14 protein-coding genes are annotated in these 18,859 nt (G+C 29.8%); 7 read left to right on the top strand and 7 right to left on the bottom strand.

All coding sequences use genetic code 11. The annotated features are described in order from the left end of the window. Positions 1 to 24 precede the first annotated feature (24 nt). Positions 25 to 1,314: a fumarylacetoacetase gene (gene fahA / locus AQ1685_RS11070; protein WP_095072124.1), complete on the bottom strand. Its 1,290-nt coding sequence runs from the start codon at positions 1,312 to 1,314 to the stop codon at positions 25 to 27. Between the two features lie 176 nt (positions 1,315 to 1,490). Here fahA and typA point away from each other — a divergent pair, with 176 nt between their 5' ends. From typA to AQ1685_RS11045, 5 genes are all read left to right on the top strand, one after another. After that, entirely contained in the window at positions 1,491 to 3,260 is a 1,770-nt protein-coding gene (gene typA, locus AQ1685_RS11065; RefSeq protein WP_095072122.1) for a translational GTPase TypA, read from the top strand. Positions 3,261 to 3,474: 214 nt separating this feature from the next. Next, on the top strand, positions 3,475 to 4,869 hold the full coding sequence (locus AQ1685_RS11060; RefSeq protein ID WP_157730185.1) for a fasciclin domain-containing protein: 1,395 nt from the start codon (positions 3,475 to 3,477) through the stop codon (positions 4,867 to 4,869). Between the two features lie 158 nt (positions 4,870 to 5,027). Further along, positions 5,028 to 5,474 (top strand): hypothetical protein, encoded by a 447-nt coding sequence (locus AQ1685_RS11055; protein WP_095072120.1) that lies wholly within the window; start codon positions 5,028 to 5,030, stop codon positions 5,472 to 5,474. A 43-nt stretch (positions 5,475 to 5,517) separates the two neighbouring features. After that, positions 5,518 to 6,672 carry a class I SAM-dependent methyltransferase gene (locus AQ1685_RS11050; RefSeq protein WP_095072119.1) on the top strand — a complete coding sequence of 385 codons (1,155 nt, stop codon included), beginning with the start codon at positions 5,518 to 5,520 and terminating at the stop codon, positions 6,670 to 6,672. Positions 6,673 to 6,852: 180 nt separating this feature from the next. Then, a complete protein-coding gene (locus AQ1685_RS11045) occupies positions 6,853 to 7,326 on the top strand; it encodes a hypothetical protein (protein ID WP_095072117.1) in 474 nt (157 codons plus the stop codon). A 49-nt stretch (positions 7,327 to 7,375) separates the two neighbouring features. On the opposite strand, the gene AQ1685_RS11040 is transcribed toward AQ1685_RS11045, so the two are convergent. The 6 genes from AQ1685_RS11040 to AQ1685_RS11015 all read right to left on the bottom strand — a co-directional run bounded on the left by AQ1685_RS11040 (position 7,376) and on the right by AQ1685_RS11015 (position 15,799). Further along, positions 7,376 to 8,230 (bottom strand): phospholipase D family protein, encoded by an 855-nt coding sequence (locus AQ1685_RS11040; RefSeq protein WP_095072115.1) that lies wholly within the window; start codon positions 8,228 to 8,230, stop codon positions 7,376 to 7,378. 124 nt (positions 8,231 to 8,354) lie between these two features. Beyond that, entirely contained in the window at positions 8,355 to 10,196 is a 1,842-nt protein-coding gene (locus AQ1685_RS11035) for an NACHT domain-containing protein (protein WP_095072113.1), read from the bottom strand. Positions 10,197 to 10,415: 219 nt separating this feature from the next. After that, the gene (locus tag AQ1685_RS11030; RefSeq protein ID WP_095072111.1) at positions 10,416 to 12,110 is read right to left on the bottom strand and encodes an ORC-CDC6 family AAA ATPase; all 1,695 of its coding nucleotides are present in this window, start codon (positions 12,108 to 12,110) and stop codon (positions 10,416 to 10,418) included. A gap of 156 nt (positions 12,111 to 12,266) precedes the next feature. Beyond that, a complete protein-coding gene (locus tag AQ1685_RS11025) occupies positions 12,267 to 13,211 on the bottom strand; it encodes a putative phage abortive infection protein (RefSeq protein ID WP_095072109.1) in 945 nt (314 codons plus the stop codon). Positions 13,212 to 13,454: 243 nt separating this feature from the next. Further along, positions 13,455 to 13,775 carry a hypothetical protein gene (locus AQ1685_RS11020; RefSeq protein WP_157730184.1) on the bottom strand — a complete coding sequence of 107 codons (321 nt, stop codon included), beginning with the start codon at positions 13,773 to 13,775 and terminating at the stop codon, positions 13,455 to 13,457. A 392-nt stretch (positions 13,776 to 14,167) separates the two neighbouring features. Continuing rightward, on the bottom strand, positions 14,168 to 15,799 hold the full coding sequence (locus AQ1685_RS11015; protein WP_095072106.1) for an ABC-F family ATP-binding cassette domain-containing protein: 1,632 nt from the start codon (positions 15,797 to 15,799) through the stop codon (positions 14,168 to 14,170). Positions 15,800 to 16,397: 598 nt separating this feature from the next. Here AQ1685_RS11015 and hisG point away from each other — a divergent pair. Together hisG and hisD are read left to right on the top strand one after the other, a co-directional pair. Beyond that, positions 16,398 to 17,255 (top strand): ATP phosphoribosyltransferase, encoded by an 858-nt coding sequence (hisG, locus tag AQ1685_RS11010; RefSeq protein WP_095072105.1) that lies wholly within the window; start codon positions 16,398 to 16,400, stop codon positions 17,253 to 17,255. A 196-nt stretch (positions 17,256 to 17,451) separates the two neighbouring features. Beyond that, entirely contained in the window at positions 17,452 to 18,738 is a 1,287-nt protein-coding gene (gene hisD / locus AQ1685_RS11005) for a histidinol dehydrogenase (protein WP_095072103.1), read from the top strand. Positions 18,739 to 18,859 lie beyond the last annotated feature (121 nt).

Below are 18,859 nucleotides of genomic sequence, written 5' to 3'. Positions count from 1 at the left end.
TGTTTGTATTAAGTATTGTACGATTTATTTTTTGAATGGTTTTGAAGGTAAAATTTTACCAGTACATTCACCAAATCCAATTCTTACTTCATTATTTTGTGAATATCCTCTCATGATAACAGTATCATGATCGTTGATAAATTTACGTTCACTACCATCATTCAATTTAATAGGATTTTGTCCTTTCCAAGTTAATTCTAACATGGAACCAAAACTATCTTCTGTTGGTCCAGAAATAGTTCCACTTCCCATCATATCACCAGCTTCAACAGGACAACCATTCACAGTATGATGTGCTAATTGCTGAGCCATTGTCCAATACATGTATTTAAAGTTTGAATTACAAACGATAGTTTCTTTTTCGTTTTCTGGCTGAATTGCCATTTGTAAATTGATATCGAAACTATGTTTTCCTTCGTGTTGTAAATACGGTAAAGGTTGTGGTTCTTGTTTAGGGTTGTCAACTCTAAAAGGTTCTAAAGCATCTAAAGTTACAATCCAAGGTGAAATAGTAGAAGCAAAGTTTTTACCTAAGAAAGGACCTAAAGGTTGGTACTCCCAAGCTTGAATATCTCTTGCAGACCAGTCGTTAAATAATACCAATCCAAAAATATAATCTTCAGCTTCTTCAACAGAGATACGATCTCCTAAGTCATTAGAAACAGTAGTAATAAATGCCATTTCTAATTCAAAATCTAATAATTTCGAGGGTCCAAAACCTGGTGCTCCACCTTCTTCAGTCGGTCTAGATTGTCCAATAGGTCTTCGTATTGGTGTTCCAGAAGGAATAATAGAAGAACTTCTACCGTGATATCCAATAGGAATGTGTAACCAGTTTGGTAATAAAGCATTTTTAGGATCTCTAAACAAACTACCTACATTAGTTGCATGCTCTTTACTAGCATAAAAGTCAGTATAATCACCAACTTGAACTGGTAAAAGCATTTCAATTTCGTCCATTCTAAAAATGATTTTGTCTTTGTGATCTGCATTATCACGAAGTTTACCATTTTTAACATCAAAGATATCAGCAATTCTATTTCTAACTAATCGCCAAGTTTTTCTTCCGTCAGCAATAAAGTCATTTAATGTGTCTTGTAAAAAAATATCGTCAGTTAATGGAATACCTTCAAAGTAACCTAATTGATGTAAGGCACCTAAATCAATTGCAAAATCACCAATTCTTGTTCCAATGGTAATAATATCATCACGAGTTAAGAAAACTCCAAAAGGTATATTTTGAATTGGGAAATCTGAAGTTTCTTCAACTTTTAACCACGATTTTCTGTTAGGGTTATTGGCTGTTATTTCCATTTCGTTTTTTAGTTAATTGTTTCATCAAACCTACATATTTTTTCAATTCACAACAAACTTTAATCACTAAAAAAAGCAGATATTTTTCCTGTAAATAAGTTAAAAATAAATATGTTCTTCATTATTAGTGCAATTCAATGTGAAATGCTACTTTTGCGCCAAATTAATGTAGCATTATGCAATCCATAAGAAATATAGCAATTATAGCACACGTAGATCATGGTAAAACTACTTTGGTAGATAAAATCATTGATCAAGCTAAAATATTAGATGAGCGTAAAGAGCGTAAAGATTTATTGTTAGATAATAATGATCTAGAAAGAGAAAGAGGAATAACAATCTTATCTAAAAACGTTTCTGTAAATTATAAAGGAGTTAAAATTAATGTAATTGATACTCCTGGTCACGCCGATTTCGGAGGAGAAGTAGAGCGTGTATTAAAAATGGCAGATGGTGTTTTATTATTAGTTGATGCTTTTGAAGGACCAATGCCACAAACTCGTTTCGTATTAGGAAAAGCATTAGAATTAGGATTAACACCAATCGTGGTAGTAAATAAGGTAGACAAAGAAAACTGTACACCAGATTTAGTACATGAAAAAGTATTCGATTTAATGTTCGCTTTAGAAGCTACAGAAGAACAATTAGATTTTACTACAATTTATGGTTCTGCTAAAAATGGTTGGATGAGTACTGACTGGCAGAACGAAACAGATAATATCATTCCTTTATTAGATGCTGTTTTAGAAACTATTCCAGAAGCACCGTATAGAGAAGGAACACCACAAATGCAAATCACGTCATTAGATTATTCTTCATTCAAAGGAAGAATTGCTATTGGTAGAGTGTACAGGGGAGATTTAGAGAAGAATAAAGATTACATGTTATGTAAAGCAGATGGAACGAACAAAAAAGTTCGTATCAAAGAATTACATGTTTTCGAAGGAATGGGGAAAGTTGAAACTGATAAAGTTCGTAGTGGAGACATTTGTGCCGTAACAGGAATTGATGATTTTGAAATCGGAGATACAATTGCTGATTTAGAAAATCCTGAAGCTTTAGATCGTATTGAAGTAGATAAGCCTACGATGAGTATGTTATTTACAATTAACAACTCACCTTTTTATGGTAAAGAAGGTAAATATGTAACATCTCGTCACTTACGTGATCGTTTGTATAAAGAAACAGAGAAAAACTTAGCTTTACGTATTGAGGATACAGATACAGAAGATAAATTTAATGTGTTTGGTCGTGGTATTCTTCACTTATCTGTTTTAATTGAAACTATGCGTAGGGAAGGATATGAATTACAAGTTGGTCGTCCACAAGTAATTTTAAAAGATATTGATGGTACTAAATGTGAACCATATGAAACATTAGTAATTGATGTTCCTGAAGAGTTAGCAAGTAAAGCAATTAACTTGGTAACTATGCGTAAAGGAGATTTATTAGTAATGGAACCAAAAGGAGATTTACAACACTTAGAGTTCGATATTCCTTCTCGTGGTTTAATAGGTTTACGTAATAAATTATTAACAGCAACTCAAGGTGAAGCAATTATTAACCACCGTTTAAGAGGTTATGACGCTTACAAAGGTGAGTTTTCTGATTTAGTAAACGGAGCTATCGTTTCTTCTGAAAGTGGAAAAGCAACAGCATATGCTATTGATCGTTTACAAGATAGAGGTAAGTTTTTCATAGATCCTAACCAAGAAATCTATAAAGGTCAGGTTGTAGGTGAAAATGCTAAACAAGATGATTTAGCTGTAAACTTAATTAAAGGAAAGAAGTTAACAAACGTTCGTGCTTCTGGATCTGATGATGGAGTTAAAATCGCACCAAAAATCGACATGTCATTAGAAGAATGTATGGAATACATTAAAGATGATGAGTATTTAGAAGTAACTCCAGAGAGTTTAAGAATCAGAAAGATAAACTTTAGATAAAATCTTAATATATTGTTAAAAACACCCAAAAAAGGGTGTTTTTTTATGTTTTTCAACTTTTTGTTTATTGCAATACAATAAAAGTTAAACAAAAATGTTATATTTGGGTATCACTTAAGATAAACAAGTGATTTTTTTTGGCCAAAAAACTTTTTGTTTATTTATATAAAGTAAAAGTTAAACAATTAAATTAACCCTAAAAAACAAATTAACAATGTTATTTAAAACAATTAAAAAAGCAGCAGTCTTGAGCTTAATATTGAGTTTCGGACTTTTAATATCTTGTGATGATGATGACGATACTAAAGTAGGGGGAGATCAAAACGATATTGTACAAATCGCTTCATCAAACAACAACTTATCAATTTTAGTTCAAGCACTTCAAAAAGCAGATTTAGTAACAGCGTTACAAGCTGACGGACCATTCACAGTTTTTGCTCCAACAAACGAAGCTTTTCAAGCACTTTTAGATTCTAAGGCTTCATGGAACTCTTTAGATGATGTTCCAGTTGATGTTTTAAAGAGTGTTTTATTATACCATGTTGTTCAAGCAAAAGCTTTATCAACAGATTTAACGAACGGACAAGATTTAACTACTTTAAGTCAAGGTACTTTAACAGTAGATACAACTTCAGGAGTTAAAATAAATACAGGAGCTGAACAGTCTGTTTCAGTAATTACACCAAATGTAGAAGCATCTAACGGAGTTGTACATATTGTTGATCAAGTATTTTTACCAAGTAAAATTCAAGATATAGTAGATTTAGCAGTGAATACTGATAATTTAAGCACTTTAGTAGCTGCATTACAAAAAGTAAATTTAGTTTCTGCTTTACAAGCAGACGGACCATTTACAGTATTTGCGCCTACAAACGATGCTTTTCAAGATTTATTAGATTCTAACATGAGCTGGAATTCCTTAGATGATATTCCTGCAGATGTATTAACTAATGTATTATTATTCCACGTAATAAGCGGTAAAGTTGAATCAACAGATTTATCAGACACTTATGTAAATACTTTAGCTAAAGGACCAAACGATGAGCCACTTTCTTTGCAAGTTGAAGTAACAGGAGGAGTAGAATTCAATGGAGATGCAAAACCAGTAACAGTAAACGTTGGTGCAACAAACGGAGTTGTACATATTATAGATAAAGTTATGTTACCACCAAATGTAGTTACATTAGCATTAAATAATGCAGGATTTACTTCATTAGTAGCAGCTTTAACAGACACAAGACACACAACTGATTTTGTATCAGTTTTATCAGGTGACGGACCATTTACAGTTTTTGCACCTACAAACGATGCTTTCCAAGCTTTATTAGATTCTAACATGAGCTGGAACACGATAGCAGATATTCCAATTGCAACTTTAGATGCAGTTTTAAAATACCACGTTATCAGTGGAGCTAACGTTCAAGCAGATCAATTAATGAACGGTGATGTAATGACTTTAGGAGGAACAATTACTATCGATTTAACTTCTGGAGCTCAAATTAATACATCAAGTTCACAAACCGTTAATATCCTTGTAGGACCAGCTACAAATGATGTACAAGGTACTAACGGAGTTATTCATGGGGTTGATAAGGTATTGTTACCTTAACCTGATATATATATTTACACTTGTTAATAGTAAGAGCTACTCGTTTGGGTAGCTCTTCTTTTGTTAAATAAAGGTAAAGTTTAATAAAAGGGAGTTTTTTCGTAGTTGCTGGTATGTTTTTTGTTTCCAAAATGTAATAACCAATGAAATGAAAAATTATGAAAAAAATTAACTACTTATGTTTTAGTATTCTACTAGCATCTTTAATTCAAGGGTGTTATGGATACAGGCCTTCAGTTGAATATACTGCATTCAAGAATGAAGATTGTAAAGAAAAACACCAATCATTATACTTGTTTTTTGAAGGTGAAGAAATTGCTTTTGAATATGAAAAATTAGGTTTGGTAGAAGTAGAAGGTGAACAATTTGCTTCCAATACCGAAGCTTTAGATAAATTAAAACAAAAAGCATGGGAAAACTGTGCAAATGGTTTGATAAAAATCGAAACAGGTTATAAAGATAGAGAACGTGGTGTTGCTTTTGTAGAGGAAACTGAAGAAGTTTACAGCGCTAAATTTTACAAAGCAATAGCTGTAAAAATCATTGTTGATGATAATTTTAGAGCTAAATACGGAGATGGAGTTGAAATCAATCTAAAGGAATAGTATTTTTAAAATAGCTGTTGCGAATATTTAATATCTTTGTCTAATGAATGAATTCGGACAACTTTTTCAGGCTTTAAAAGAAGCAATTTCAAACGATAATTTTGTAAAGTTAACATTGAGTAAACCTATAAGCAAAAGCTTTAATTTGCCTAATGTTTATGTACGATTAGTGAATATCAAAAATCAAAAACAATTACAGTTTACCTATCGATATAACACAAACGATCAAACCAAAAATTATACTGTTGATGAAGCTTGTGAAGAGTTAGAAACATTGTTATTAGAAAAATTCAAAGCAGCTACTTTATTTACTTTAGAATCAGACTTGTTAGTTATGATTTCTAAAAAGAAAAAAGTAAGTTACAGAACTACTGCACCAAGTTTTAAAAATAAACTTCCAGAAATTCACGATAAACCTAAAGAAAAGAGAATAAATCTTTCAAGCAGTTATTTGCAGTTTCTAGGAATTACAGATAAGAACAATAAAGTAATTCCCAAAATGGCTGATAAATATCGCCAGATTAATAAATATTTAGAAGTAATTGAAAGTTTAATTGCTTCTCTAGATATGAACAAAAAACTACAAATTGTAGATATGGGTTCTGGTAAAGGCTACTTAACTTTTGCTTTATACGATTACCTAGTCAATTTAAAAGGGTATAATGTTTCTATTACAGGAATTGAATTAAGAGAATATCTGGTAGATTATTGTAACGATATAGCTAAAAAAAGTGGTTTTGATCAGTTAAACTTTATTGCACAGCGTATACAAGAATACGACAACGATAAAATTGATATTCTAATAGCTTTACATGCTTGTGATACAGCTACAGATGATGCAATTTACAAAGGTTTAATGGCAAAATCTGAATTAATTATTTGTGCGCCATGTTGCCATAAACAAGTGCGTCAGCAAGTAAAAGGAAGAGAGCAGGAGAGTCCGTTATTAAAATATGGAATCTTTAAAGAGCGTCAATTCGAAATGATTACCGATACCATTCGTGCGTTAATTCTAGAAAAGTTCAACTACAATACTAAAGTTTTTGAATTTATTAGCAGTGAACATACACACAAAAACGTCATGTTGATTGGTAGTAAATCTAGCAAAAAGAAAGACATAGAAAGTATCGATAAAAAGATAGAAAGCTTAAAAGAGCTGTACCATATAGATCATCATTATTTAGAGACGTTGTTGTAAGCTATTTGTGATCCATTGTCACTTCGAGTAAAATTATTTGTAATGTAATGAAGAATAATTTTATATCGAGAAGTGTATTTAACAAACTGTTCTCGATATATTTTCTACTACGTTAACACTCCATAAAAAACACTCGAACTGACATAAGTATAAATCGATATTTTATCATTATAGAGATTTATGGAAAAGAAAATTTTAACCAATGAGCAGTTATCAAAACGTTTTTTTAGACGATTAAAAGACTATAGAAATAGTCGAAAATTGATCTTTTTTGATGAAGTTGATTTTAAACAGACAAATCTACAGATACAAATCAATGAAGATGATGTGCCTATTGTATTACTAAAACTTAAGAATTCTGAACAAATTCTAATTACGATTCGAGCTTTTCATCACATTAAAAAATCTGTAGTAACAAAAATTGAAGCTAAAGATCTAGAAGAATGTAAATATCTACCTCATGAAAATGCTCTAGAACTTCGACAAAAATCGCTATTTCATAAATTAAAAAACAAGTTTGAACTTACATTTTTAATAGGGACAGTTCGAATACAGACCAAGGACAATTCGTTTATTGACGTGTATATGGCCAGAGCTAAATATTTATTTGTTTTAGGAGATATGATAAGAATGCTTAGGGATTATAGTGGTTAAAATATGATCTGAAACTTCAGATTTAATAGAAGTTTTGTTCATACAACTATTATTTTAAAATAGGATTGTTCATACTGGTTTTTCCATAGCTTTCTTTTCCTGTTTTATGACAATAATTTTCTGCATAATTATAATTTTCAAATTGCTGCCAAGTTTTAAAAGCATAATAAGAAAAAGGCTTTTGAGGATTGTAAGGAATTTGTTCTCCAGTTCTTATACAAAAGCCAAATTCTGGTTCTAGCTCGATTTCGTTTTGTCTTTCAGGCTTTTTATCATACACTTTATCAACATCGCTTAGGTTTTCATAGTCGAATTCGGATAGTGATTTAATTTCGTAATTATAACCATTAAAAAACTCATTAGATATATCAAATAATACAGTTGAATTTTGATAAGATTTGGTTAGTCCTAATAATTTTTTCTTGTATTGGGGTTTCTTTAAAAAAACAACATGACTTTTCTCAAAAATCAATTCATCAGTAAAGTCTTCTGTTTCTTCAAACAACTTTTCTGTAGGATTTAAAATACTTTTAGAAAAATGAACTCCGTACTCTATATTATTAATCATAGAGTAATCATATAAATTTAATGAGGTAATTAAACCTTCTTTTTCATTGCTATAATGTTTAGCGTGTAAATTTTTGTTGTAAAGAATAGATATATTTTTGAAATTTTTAAAATATTCAAAATCATCTTCTCTCAAACTCTTTTGTTTATAGCCTTCATTTTTACCAAATATTAAAATTAGATGTATTTCATGTGTAGCTTTTATTTTATCAAATATGCTTCTAACATGACTATCTAGTCTTATAAAAGGAGAAACAATTACTACATATTTTTTTGCATTCCATATGATGTCAGTTAATTTTTCTTCAAGTGGTTTTCCTGTTAAAAATTTACTCATTTATTTATCTATTTTAATAGTGAATTCATAAGGACAGATTAGACTGAAAATCCGTGAGGATTTTCAGAAGTAGATGAGAATAAGCAATTCCTTATAGCCATTGTTGGCCGTAGTTATTTTAATATTAAAATTCAAGCAAGTCTGAAATATTTTGGTTTTGATTTTCAATTGATTTATTAATTTTCACTATTGATTTCCTTAAGTTTACACACATCACTTCTATTTTTTTTAGGGCTTCTTTTTTTACTAATAAATCAAATAATTTTTCATTCATCATTTCTGTTAAAGTAGCGGAGTATCTAGAAATTTCACTATAGTCTTTGATTTTATTTAACTCAAAAACATCTATAATATATTCATAATATTCTGGTGTAAGTTTAGTTGGAAATTGTTTATAAATTAATTCAATTGTATCATGAATTATTTTTTCAATTCCTAATAAAGAAAAGATTTTGAATTCTTCTACATAAATAAATTGCCTACCTATGCCTGAGTCAAAACTAATATTTAGAATTTCTCCTTTTTTATTCTGAGCAAAACTAAAACTTAAACTTAATGTTTTAGCAAAATCTTGAAAGCTCTTTAAACTATTTACTTTGGAAAAATAAGTAATTATTTCTTTAGCTTTTGGTAATAAGAAATACTTCGTAAAAGAATACTTATCTATTTCATAAGAAATATCCCAAAAACCAAAACCAATATCTTCACTTTGAATTAATAAGTTTTTGTATCTAGAATAAGCCGTCTCTTTTTGATTTGGTTTTAAAGATGAAATAAATTTTGCAGCAAAGTATTCTTGCATAGACCTATGAGGGAATTTAAATTCATAGCCATCTTTAATAAGTATTGATATTGGTACTCGTAAATCAAAAAACAATTTTTTTGAATCAAAATTAAGATGAGAGACTTTCTTTTTAATTATTTGAAAAACTTCAATTATTCTTGATTCAATAAATGTGTATTCGCCATTGAAAAATGTAATGTACGAGAAGTATTGAAGTAATTCTTCAAATTCCTCCCTATCTAAACTAGAAGTTTTTTCTCTTGGAAAACTACTTTTTGTTATCCCATCATGTTTTGAGTATAGAGTATCAAATACATTCCTATAAAATGCACTTTTTTTACTTGGAATCTCAGGATGATTTTCAAAAGATAAAATGAACATTGAAAGAAGTAACGGATTTCTTAAATATGACATAATACCTTTATCAAGATTATTCGATATAGCATCATTAATTCTTCTTTCACGTTCTTCGTCAATTTTCATTTTTTTTATAAAAGAAGGGATCTCTTTAGCATCAATGTCAAGTATCCTAAATTCATAAAATCTCGGAAAATTTTCAATTCCAGCTCCAGGTCTAGACGTAATAATGAAACAATTATTGAAGTATAAATCTATAAATTCTTCAATTTCTGTTCTAATTTCATGTTTGGAATCCGAAAAGAGCTCATCATATCCATCTAGAATGAATAGAAATTTACCTTCTGATAATGCTCGTTCCAATATATTCTGATTTGGTTTAACATTATTAGTTAGTATTTTTTTTGAAATATATTCTTTTAAGCTTTTTGTATCAGCTTTATTAAGATTTCTTAGTTCTATTAATATTGGAAGTTTTAATTTTTGTTTTAAACACTGAATAAATATATGTTTTACTAATGTACTTTTTCCACTACCTGCTTTACCTACTAATGAAAAATACTGATATTCTTTAAATAAATCATCTAAGTCAGTAAAATCAGTTTCTAATTCTTTGTATTTAGATTTAATAGGATAATATACATTAGTAAACTTGATTTTTTCCCATCTATGTAAAAATGTATTTACATAATAATATTTAGATAATTGACTATGAGTGTATGTATAAAGTCCTTCGTCAAGTAAATTATTCCACTCATCGCTAAGAGCTTTATAAATACTTATTATTGGTGAAATTAAATTGGTTACTTCAAGTTTTGATTGCATATTTTTTTTAAATTTCTTGTAACGGCTTCGGCTATGATTAGTACGGAAATAGGGAAGAGGAGACTTCCCGATTTAGCACCAAGGCGAAGCATTTTGTTTGCTTTTATTTTTTCTTATTCAAAAGTCAAATCAAAAAATTTGACGACCTTATAAATACACTAAACTTTAGATTAAACACTAAAATCCGTATTAATTATAGCCTATGTTAGGCATAGTTTTTTATTCCACTTTCTCGAAACAATTATTACAGATTTTCTGTTTGATATAAGCCAAGTGATTTGTATCAATTGTTTTAGAGCAAGAAGGACACTTTATACCTTGACCTACTGCCAAGTTAAATTTATCAAAAAATTCATCTTCTATTGATAGGGAACGTGCATCTCTGATATTTTCAATAGTTTTTACTTGATTTATCATTTCATTAAAATCTGTATCCAGTGTATTTTTGGTAATGTCTAAACTAGTATAGCTACCATAGTCGATTGAATAAACATCATAACTTTTACTATGTATGTGTCTATGTGAAATACCTTTTTCTCTTAAATGTAAAGCTCTTAAATCTACTAGTTTTTTAATTTGTAGGTTATCAGAAAACCTCTGTGGTAATAAAAAATGAGTTTTGTTTTTTTCTACAACTATTTGATTAACTAAATCTTCAAAAAACTTTTTAGTAAGTGGGTCCTTATCAATTTCTTCTTTTTTATCTGAAGAATACCATTCAGTCGTAGCATTCCTTACATTTTTTAAAATAATTCTTTGTTTAAGATTTGTTCTATTGTTATAAGATAAAATAAATAAGTTAATAAAATCTCTAGGAATACCGGCCGATGCTATTAATATTTCAGACAATGCTTGTGTAGCAAAGAAAATATTTATGAATTTTTTTTCATCTATGCTCTCAAAAACGTCTTTATTAATTTCAATTAAATGGTTTCTTAAAAGTTCGTTATAAAAGTTTCGAGTAGTATTTTTATCTTTCTCATATATGTACCTATTATCAATATTAATTGGAAATATATCACCACCTTCCTCTAAACCAATTTTTATATTACCATATGTTGTTGTTCTTAACCTTGTTCTGTAAGGAATAGCGGCAATTTTAAAAGTATAGTTTGACGCTATGAAAGTTCTTTTTAATAGTTCAGCCAAATACGGTTGAAGATTAATAGGGACTTCTGACCATTCGTCAAGTAAACATAATATTCTAACACCGTTAATGTGATAAGTTAAATCATCTAAAATTTTAGAGATTTCATTGAACGAAATATATTGAATGTTCTCTTGAGAGAAAGTTACTTTTTTTCCGTTTTCTTTATTTATGCCTATGTTGGCTTCTTCTGTAGAAACATTTAAACTTTTTTTAAGGTTTTGTTGTTCTTCAACTGAAAATTCAAAATCACTAAGCTTTTTAAAAATTTTCCCATCAAATTCAATGTTTATTTTTTTTAGAATCGTTTTTAATTTTTCTATTCTTTCGAGTTCTGTTCTAGAGTAAGTTCCGTACTCGTTTATTCCAAAAATATACTTTGAATGATTCAATATTTTATTGATTATTTCATTGAGTAAAGATTGAAAAATGATAATTGAGGTTTCAATATTTGGATTAGAATTTGCTGTGAATAATGGAAGAAACTTACGTAAATCTATGTATATAGGAAAACTAGTAATTTCTCCAATTTCATCTCCTTTTTTTAAAACTGAATCCTCAAAGGCATATAACAAATGTGTTTTTCCTGTGCCTCTTCGGCCAAATATAACTTGATTGTTATTATTGTCTAACCTACTTATAATCGATTTATCGGCATAAATAGATAGATAGTTTTCCAAATCACTTCTTTCTGTTCTTATATTGTTAGAAAGTTTGTTGATTCCTTCTTTTATAGGTTCAGAATTTAAATATTCAATTTCAGTCATTTTTTTTTAATTATCCCTAACGGTCTAGTGTATGATTTCGTTGCGTGTTTCAGTAACTAATTTAGCAAATACAAACCGAATAGAAAATCCGCGAGGATTTTCATAAGTAAGCCTTTACTAGCAATGAATTATACACATTGTTGGTAAACGTTATTTTTATCCATAAGCACTTGATTTATAAAAAATATCGTGTTTGTTTTCTTTAATAAAAAATTCTCTGTTCAGATTCTTTAAAAGATGAAATTCTTCAATCAACGGAAGGAATTTGTCCTTACCAAAATCAGATGAACTATTATAAAAAAGTAAAAATAATTCATCATTTGACAATTGTGCTCTTACAAGACTTGTATATCTTTTTTTATCCACTTCATCAGAATTTTTGATGAACTTGAAAATATGATAAAGGTTTCTGAAGTAATGCCCTAAATCAGAATGATGTTTTTCATAATACTCCAAGTAAGATTTATTACATAATTCACGCTCTTTCATTTCTGGATTAGCCTCTTTATTCTCTCTGTAAGTATTTCTGAACCCTTTACAGAACTTAACGAAGCAATCTCTTCCAGTAGTTATTTGAATGACCTTTTCATTTTTCTCTCCGTCTGTAAGTCCACGAGCAAAAATTTTCTCAAACCCTTGATATTTATCTACACGACTTTGTAAGTCGATTGAATTTACAATTTCGTGATGCAGATTTACCAAATTGAAAAAAGTTGATTCGAATTGTTGTTTTTTTAATGTTTCGCTTTGAATATTAAAGACCTTTCGAGTTTCTGACAATTCTTCTCTTTGTAATTCAAACTCTTTAATTTGTTGTTTTAAAGCTTCTGTTTGAGCGTCCAATACTTTTCTATTTGTTGCAAAGTCAGAGCGCTGTTCTGTGAGTGCTACATAGAAAAGAACTACTCCAGCGAGCGCCCAAATAGAGCCAATTAATCCACCAACAAAATCACCGAATTGTCCAACCTTGCCAGCTTTTATTTTGTCGCTTGTAGAAAAACTCCAATCATTCCAAACAAACAATACAAAACCTAAAACTAAAAGGATAAATCCAAATATCAATAATCGTCTACTAAATTTTTCTGTTAGAACGTTCTTCATAATGTTTTACAACTATTTATATATTCACTTACATTCAGTATACACAACCATTAAAGCCGTATATACTTACTTTTAATAAAAAATTAATTCAGAAAAAATAAAGGAATAGGAGGGTTTATCTATTGCTTTTTCATTTTCTATTTGCCAAATAAAAAGAAAGTCTAGAACAAAAACAAAAGGATATCCGTAAAGAAATGAGAAAGGGGAAAAACACCCTAAATTTAATTATGGTTAAAAGGAAAATTAAATTTCTTCATCAAACATTTTCTCAAATTTCCATAAAGATACTTTTCGTATTCTTTGCATTCGATCTGATAATTCAGCATTGTAAGTACATCGAGAAGGATGAAAGCCAATCCAATTGGAAAAATAACGTTTGGCTATAGTATAAATACTTCTATCAAAACGCTTAGAACGCATAAAGTTTTTATCATTTTCTATACCAATGACTAAATATGTACGGTAAGAAATTACATATTTAAAAGCTTCAGGTAAAGGCCATTTTGCTTCCCAAAGACCTTCGTCTTCATATATAAAAGATTGTGAAAATCCTTCAATTTTCATTTTGGGATTTTCAATATCAGAAGTTGTAGGCAAACTATTACGATATTTAATAAATGTTATCCAAAACCAGATTCGTAAATAAAGACTTATGAGCATTAGTTTTTAAATTACACTAATAAAAATAATAAAAAGGTCTCGACTGCGCTCGACCAGACACATTTAATGACGTTAATTAATTGAGAATAATACAAAAGTGATTAAAAGCAGCTCTTTTAAATCTTCTTCGCAGTGTAGAATTTAATTCCGTCAAAAATCTTGAAGCCTTGGAAAGATTTTAGGAATTATAATTCGGTTTTTAGCTAAAAGCTAAAAAACACATTGAAGAAGTGTCCTTTTTTTGGTTCGTTTTTTTGGACAAGCAAAAAAATGAATAAACCTTTTCAATTATTATGTTACAAATCAATCTCTTTTAACGCCTTAATGTTATTACGCTCTAAGAAAGCATCAATAGTTTCAAAATGTTCAATTACACGTTGATCTTTAAACTCAAAAACTTTTTGAGATAAACCTTGTAAGAAATCACGGTCGTGAGAAACTAAAATTAAAGTCCCGTCGTAATCTAATAAAGCTTCTTTAATCACATCTTTCGATTTTAAATCTAAGTGATTTGTAGGCTCATCTAAAATTAATAAGTTCACTGGTTCTAGTAATAATTTCACCATCGCCAAACGCGTTCTTTCACCTCCAGAAAGTACTTTTACTTTCTTTTCTAAATCGTCTCCGCTAAACATAAAACGACCTAAGATATTTTTAATCTGTGTACGAATATCACCTTCAGCAACTTCATCAACCGTTTGGAAAATCGTCAATTCAGGATCTAATAACGAAGCTTGATTCTGAGCAAAATATCCAACTTTGGCATTATGACCTAATCCACCTTCACCTTCAAAATCAATCTCGCCCATAATAGCTTTAATCATGGTTGATTTTCCTTCACCATTTCTACCCACAAACGATACTTTTTCACCACGAGCAATAGCAAAACTAGCTTCTTTAAAAACGACATGATCTCCGTAAGCTTTTGTCAATTCATTTACTTTAACTGGATAATCACCAGATCTTGGAGAAGGAGGAAAGCGTAATTTTAATGCAGAAGTATCTACTTCATCAATCTCTACAGGAACTAATTTTTCTAACATTCGCTCACGAGAAGCCACTTGATTGGTTTTAGAATAGGTTCCTTTAAATCGTTCAATAAACGCTTTGGTTTCTGCAATAAACTTTTGTTGTTCTTCGTACGCCTTTAATTGATGTGCTCTACGTTCTTTTCGTAATTCTAAATAATGTGAGTAATTTGCTTTATAATCGTGAATCGTTCCCATCGTAACTTCTATGGTACGATTGGTAATAGTATCAATAAACGCTTTGTCGTGAGAAATAACAACAACAGCTTTTGCTTTGTTTAATAAGAAGTTTTCTAACCAAATTACAGACTCAATATCAACGTGGTTTGTAGGCTCATCTAACAGAATCAAATCAGGTTTTTGTAATAAGATTTTAGCCAATTCAATACGCATACGCCAACCACCACTAAATTCAGAAGTTGCTCTGTCGAAATCTTCAGGTTTAAAACCTAAACCTTTTAAAGCTTTTTCAACTTCAGCTTCATAATTAATCTCTTCTAAAGCATAGTATTTCTCACCTAAATCAGAAACACGTTCTATGATTTTCATATACGCTTCAGATTCGTAATCGGTACGCGTTTCTAATTGCTTGTTTAAATCATCCATTTCAGCTTTCATATCAAAAACCGATTTAAATGCTTTTGAAGCTTCTTCTTTTACAGTACAATTATCTTCAATCAATAAATGCTGAGGAAGGTAAGCAATCACTGTATCTTTAGAACAACGAACTCCACCTTTTGTAGGAGAAGTTAATCCTGCGATAATCTTCATCATTGTAGATTTTCCTGCTCCATTTTTTCCCATTAAAGCGATTTTATCATTTTCATTTATCACAAAAGAAACATCGCTAAATAAGGCACTTCCGTTAAACTCAACCGTTAATTGATCTACTGATATCATACTGTTATTTTATAATGTCGCGAAAATACTAATTATACAACTGTTGATCTTTGAATTTTTTAGAAAAATGAGACTAATTATTTCTATAAATAAGGTGAGTTCTGTATTAGGATATATGGTGTAAAAGTTGTCAATTCGAGTGTTTTCGATAGAAAATCGTATCGAGAAAGGCAATTTTGGTTCTAAATTAGTTCTCTATACATCCGGTATCCATCGAGATACTCGAACTGACATCTTTTAATCATATTAAACCAATATAAATGGTGATTAAAAATCGTACTGTTTATTTTTTTATTAATTCTTAGGTTGTAAAATCAAACATTTCGATATAAATTGTTTAATAAAAAACATTAAGAACTTTTTTTTGGTTGATTCAAAAAATATCCCATACATTTGCATTCGTAAAATAATTACAATGACATTTATTCAATTACATCACCATCATCATCATATTTGCACTCAAGCGAATTAATAATGATATGCATGTAATTAACAATCATAAAATTTAAAATCCGTTTGAGTAAGTCAAGCGGATTTTTTAGTTTTATAAACTATTTAAAATCTAAAGATTTACTCAAACAACAACACAAACTTAAAAATGAGTAAATTAAGATTAGCAGTTCAAAAATCAGGTAGATTAAACGAAGAATCCCTTAAACTTTTAAAAGCAATTGGTATTTCTATTGATAATGGAAAAGATCAATTAAAAGCTTCAGCTAGAAATTTCCCTTTAGAGGTTTTCTTTTTACGTAATGGAGATATTCCACAGTACTTAAGAGATGGCGTTGTAGACATTGCTATTATTGGAGAAAATTTAATCGTTGAAAAAGGAGAAAGTATCGAAGTAGTTGAAAAACTAGGTTTTTCTAAATGTAAAGTTTCTATCGCTGTTCCAAAAACATCAAACATTTCAAGTTTAAAAGAATTAGCAGGAAAACGTATTGCTACTTCATATCCAAAAACTGTAGAGAAGTTCCTAGAAAAAGAAGGAATTACAGCTAATTTACACATTATTAATGGATCTGTTGAAATTGCACCAAATATTGGTTTAGCCGATGCAATTTGTGATATTGTATCGAGTGGAAGTACATTATTTAAAAACAATTTAAAAGAGATTGAAGTTTTATTAAAATCTGAAGCTGTTTTAGTAAAGTCACCAAAACTTTCTGACGAAAATGAAGCAATTTTAAAGAAAATACAGTTCAGACTACAATCTGTTTTAAAAGGTAGAGCGAATAAGTATGTGTTATTAAATGCACCGAATGACAAATTAGAGACAATTACTAAGATTTTACCAGGAATGCGCAGTCCTACTATTTTACCATTAGCACAAGAAGGATGGAGTTCTGTACACTCAGTAATTAATAAGAATGATTTCTGGGATGTAATTGATGAGTTACGTGAAGCAGGAGCTGAAGGAATTCTAGTTTGTCCGATCGAAAATATGGTACAATAAAAATATTAATAATAAAAAGTAGATGTCAGTTCGAGTGTTTTTTATGAAGAGTTATCGTAATAAAAAATGTATCGAGAACAATTCGATTAACGAAAACTTCTCGATAAAAAATTATTTTCCATTTGATTACAAATAATTTCACTCGAAGTGACATTTAGAGTAGATATATAATTATAATTTAACAAATTGTAATATCATGAAACAATACGACAATCCAGATCAGAAAGAATGGTTAGACTTGTGTAAAAGAGCACAGTTTGATAAATCTACATTAGACGAAGCCGTTACTAATATTCTGGAAGATGTAAAAGAAAATAAAGACGCAGCTTTATTCAAATATGCCGAACGTTTTGATGGTGTAAAATTAACTTCTTTAACTGTAACTCAAGAAGAAATTGAAGCTGCAGCAAATGAAGTATCTGAAGATTTAAAACAAGCAATTGTTTTAGCGAAAAATAATATTGAAAAGTTTCACGAATCTCAAAAAGAAGCTCCACAAAAAATAGAAACTACGAAAGGCGTAGAATGTTGGAGAAAATCTGTAGGAATTGAAAAAGTTGGTTTATATATTCCTGGTGGAACAGCACCGTTATTCTCAACAATTTTAATGTTAGCAATTCCAGCTAAGGTTGCAGGTTGTAAAGAGATTGTGTTATGTACACCACCAAACAAACAAGGAAAGGTAAATCCAGCCATTTTATACACAGCAAATCTAGTTGGTGTAACTCAAATTTTTAAAGTTGGAGGAGCGCAAGCAGTTGGAGCAATGACTTACGGGACAGAAACTATTCCGCAAGTATATAAAATTTTCGGACCAGGAAATCAATATGTTACTAAGGCGAAAGAATTAGCACAACAATCTGGAGTGGCTATTGATATGCCAGCCGGGCCAAGTGAAGTGTTAGTAATAGCAGACGAAACTTGTAACCCTAGTTTTGTTGCAGCAGATTTATTATCGCAAGCAGAACACGGTGTAGATAGTCAAGTGATTTTATTATCAGATAGTGAGACTGTAATTTCAGAGGTGAACAAAGAAGTAGAAAAGCAATTAGCAGCATTGCCAAGAAATGAAATTGCTCAAAAAGCTTTAGAAAATAGTAGATCATTGTATTTTTCTGATATGAATACTTGTATCGAGTTTAGTAATGAATATGCACCAGAGCACTTAATTATTGCTTCTGAAAAAGCTGATGATTTCATTGATAAAATAACTAACGCTGGTTCTGTTTTCTTAGGGAACTATAGTTGTGAAAGTGCTGGAGATTATGCTTCAGGAACAAATCACACGTTACCAACTTATGGTTATGCAAAGAATTATAGTGGAGTTTCGTTAGACAGTTTTGTAAAGAAAATTACATTTCAAAAGTTATCTAAAGAAGGAATAAATAACATTGGTAATGCGATTGAATTAATGGCGGAAGCAGAAGGTTTACAAGCGCATAAAAATGCAGTAACGTTACGATTAAAAGCTATTAATAATTAAGTTAAGAATATAATTATACGTCATTCCGAATTTATTTCGGAATCTCATCTAACTGTAAAATGATAATTATGATGAGAGCCTGAAACAAGTTCAGGTTGACAAACCAAATTAAAGATATAAA

The sequence above is a fragment of the Tenacibaculum jejuense genome (assembly GCF_900198195.1).
Classification (GTDB): Bacteria; Bacteroidota; Bacteroidia; order Flavobacteriales; family Flavobacteriaceae; genus Polaribacter; species Polaribacter jejuensis.
This window is presented reverse-complemented; position numbering and strand designations above follow the sequence as displayed.

What these genes read in the sequence shown, in the direction of transcription:
- AQ1685_RS11015 (WP_095072106.1), bottom strand. Translation starts at nt 15,799, where the DNA reads ATGATATCAGTAGATCAATTAACGGTTGAGTTTAACGGAAGTGCCTTA.
- AQ1685_RS11055 (WP_095072120.1), top strand. Translation starts at nt 5,028, where the DNA reads ATGAAAAAAATTAACTACTTATGTTTTAGTATTCTACTAGCATCTTTA.
- fahA (WP_095072124.1), bottom strand. Translation starts at nt 1,314, where the DNA reads ATGGAAATAACAGCCAATAACCCTAACAGAAAATCGTGGTTAAAAGTT.
- AQ1685_RS11045 (WP_095072117.1), top strand. Translation starts at nt 6,853, where the DNA reads ATGGAAAAGAAAATTTTAACCAATGAGCAGTTATCAAAACGTTTTTTT.
- typA (WP_095072122.1), top strand. Translation starts at nt 1,491, where the DNA reads ATGCAATCCATAAGAAATATAGCAATTATAGCACACGTAGATCATGGT.
- AQ1685_RS11035 (WP_095072113.1), bottom strand. Translation starts at nt 10,196, where the DNA reads ATGCAATCAAAACTTGAAGTAACCAATTTAATTTCACCAATAATAAGT.
- AQ1685_RS11030 (WP_095072111.1), bottom strand. Translation starts at nt 12,110, where the DNA reads ATGACTGAAATTGAATATTTAAATTCTGAACCTATAAAAGAAGGAATC.
- AQ1685_RS11020 (WP_157730184.1), bottom strand. Translation starts at nt 13,775, where the DNA reads ATGAAAATTGAAGGATTTTCACAATCTTTTATATATGAAGACGAAGGT.
- hisG (WP_095072105.1), top strand. Translation starts at nt 16,398, where the DNA reads ATGAGTAAATTAAGATTAGCAGTTCAAAAATCAGGTAGATTAAACGAA.
- AQ1685_RS11025 (WP_095072109.1), bottom strand. Translation starts at nt 13,211, where the DNA reads ATGAAGAACGTTCTAACAGAAAAATTTAGTAGACGATTATTGATATTT.
- AQ1685_RS11060 (WP_157730185.1), top strand. Translation starts at nt 3,475, where the DNA reads ATGTTATTTAAAACAATTAAAAAAGCAGCAGTCTTGAGCTTAATATTG.
- hisD (WP_095072103.1), top strand. Translation starts at nt 17,452, where the DNA reads ATGAAACAATACGACAATCCAGATCAGAAAGAATGGTTAGACTTGTGT.
- AQ1685_RS11040 (WP_095072115.1), bottom strand. Translation starts at nt 8,230, where the DNA reads ATGAGTAAATTTTTAACAGGAAAACCACTTGAAGAAAAATTAACTGAC.
- AQ1685_RS11050 (WP_095072119.1), top strand. Translation starts at nt 5,518, where the DNA reads ATGAATGAATTCGGACAACTTTTTCAGGCTTTAAAAGAAGCAATTTCA.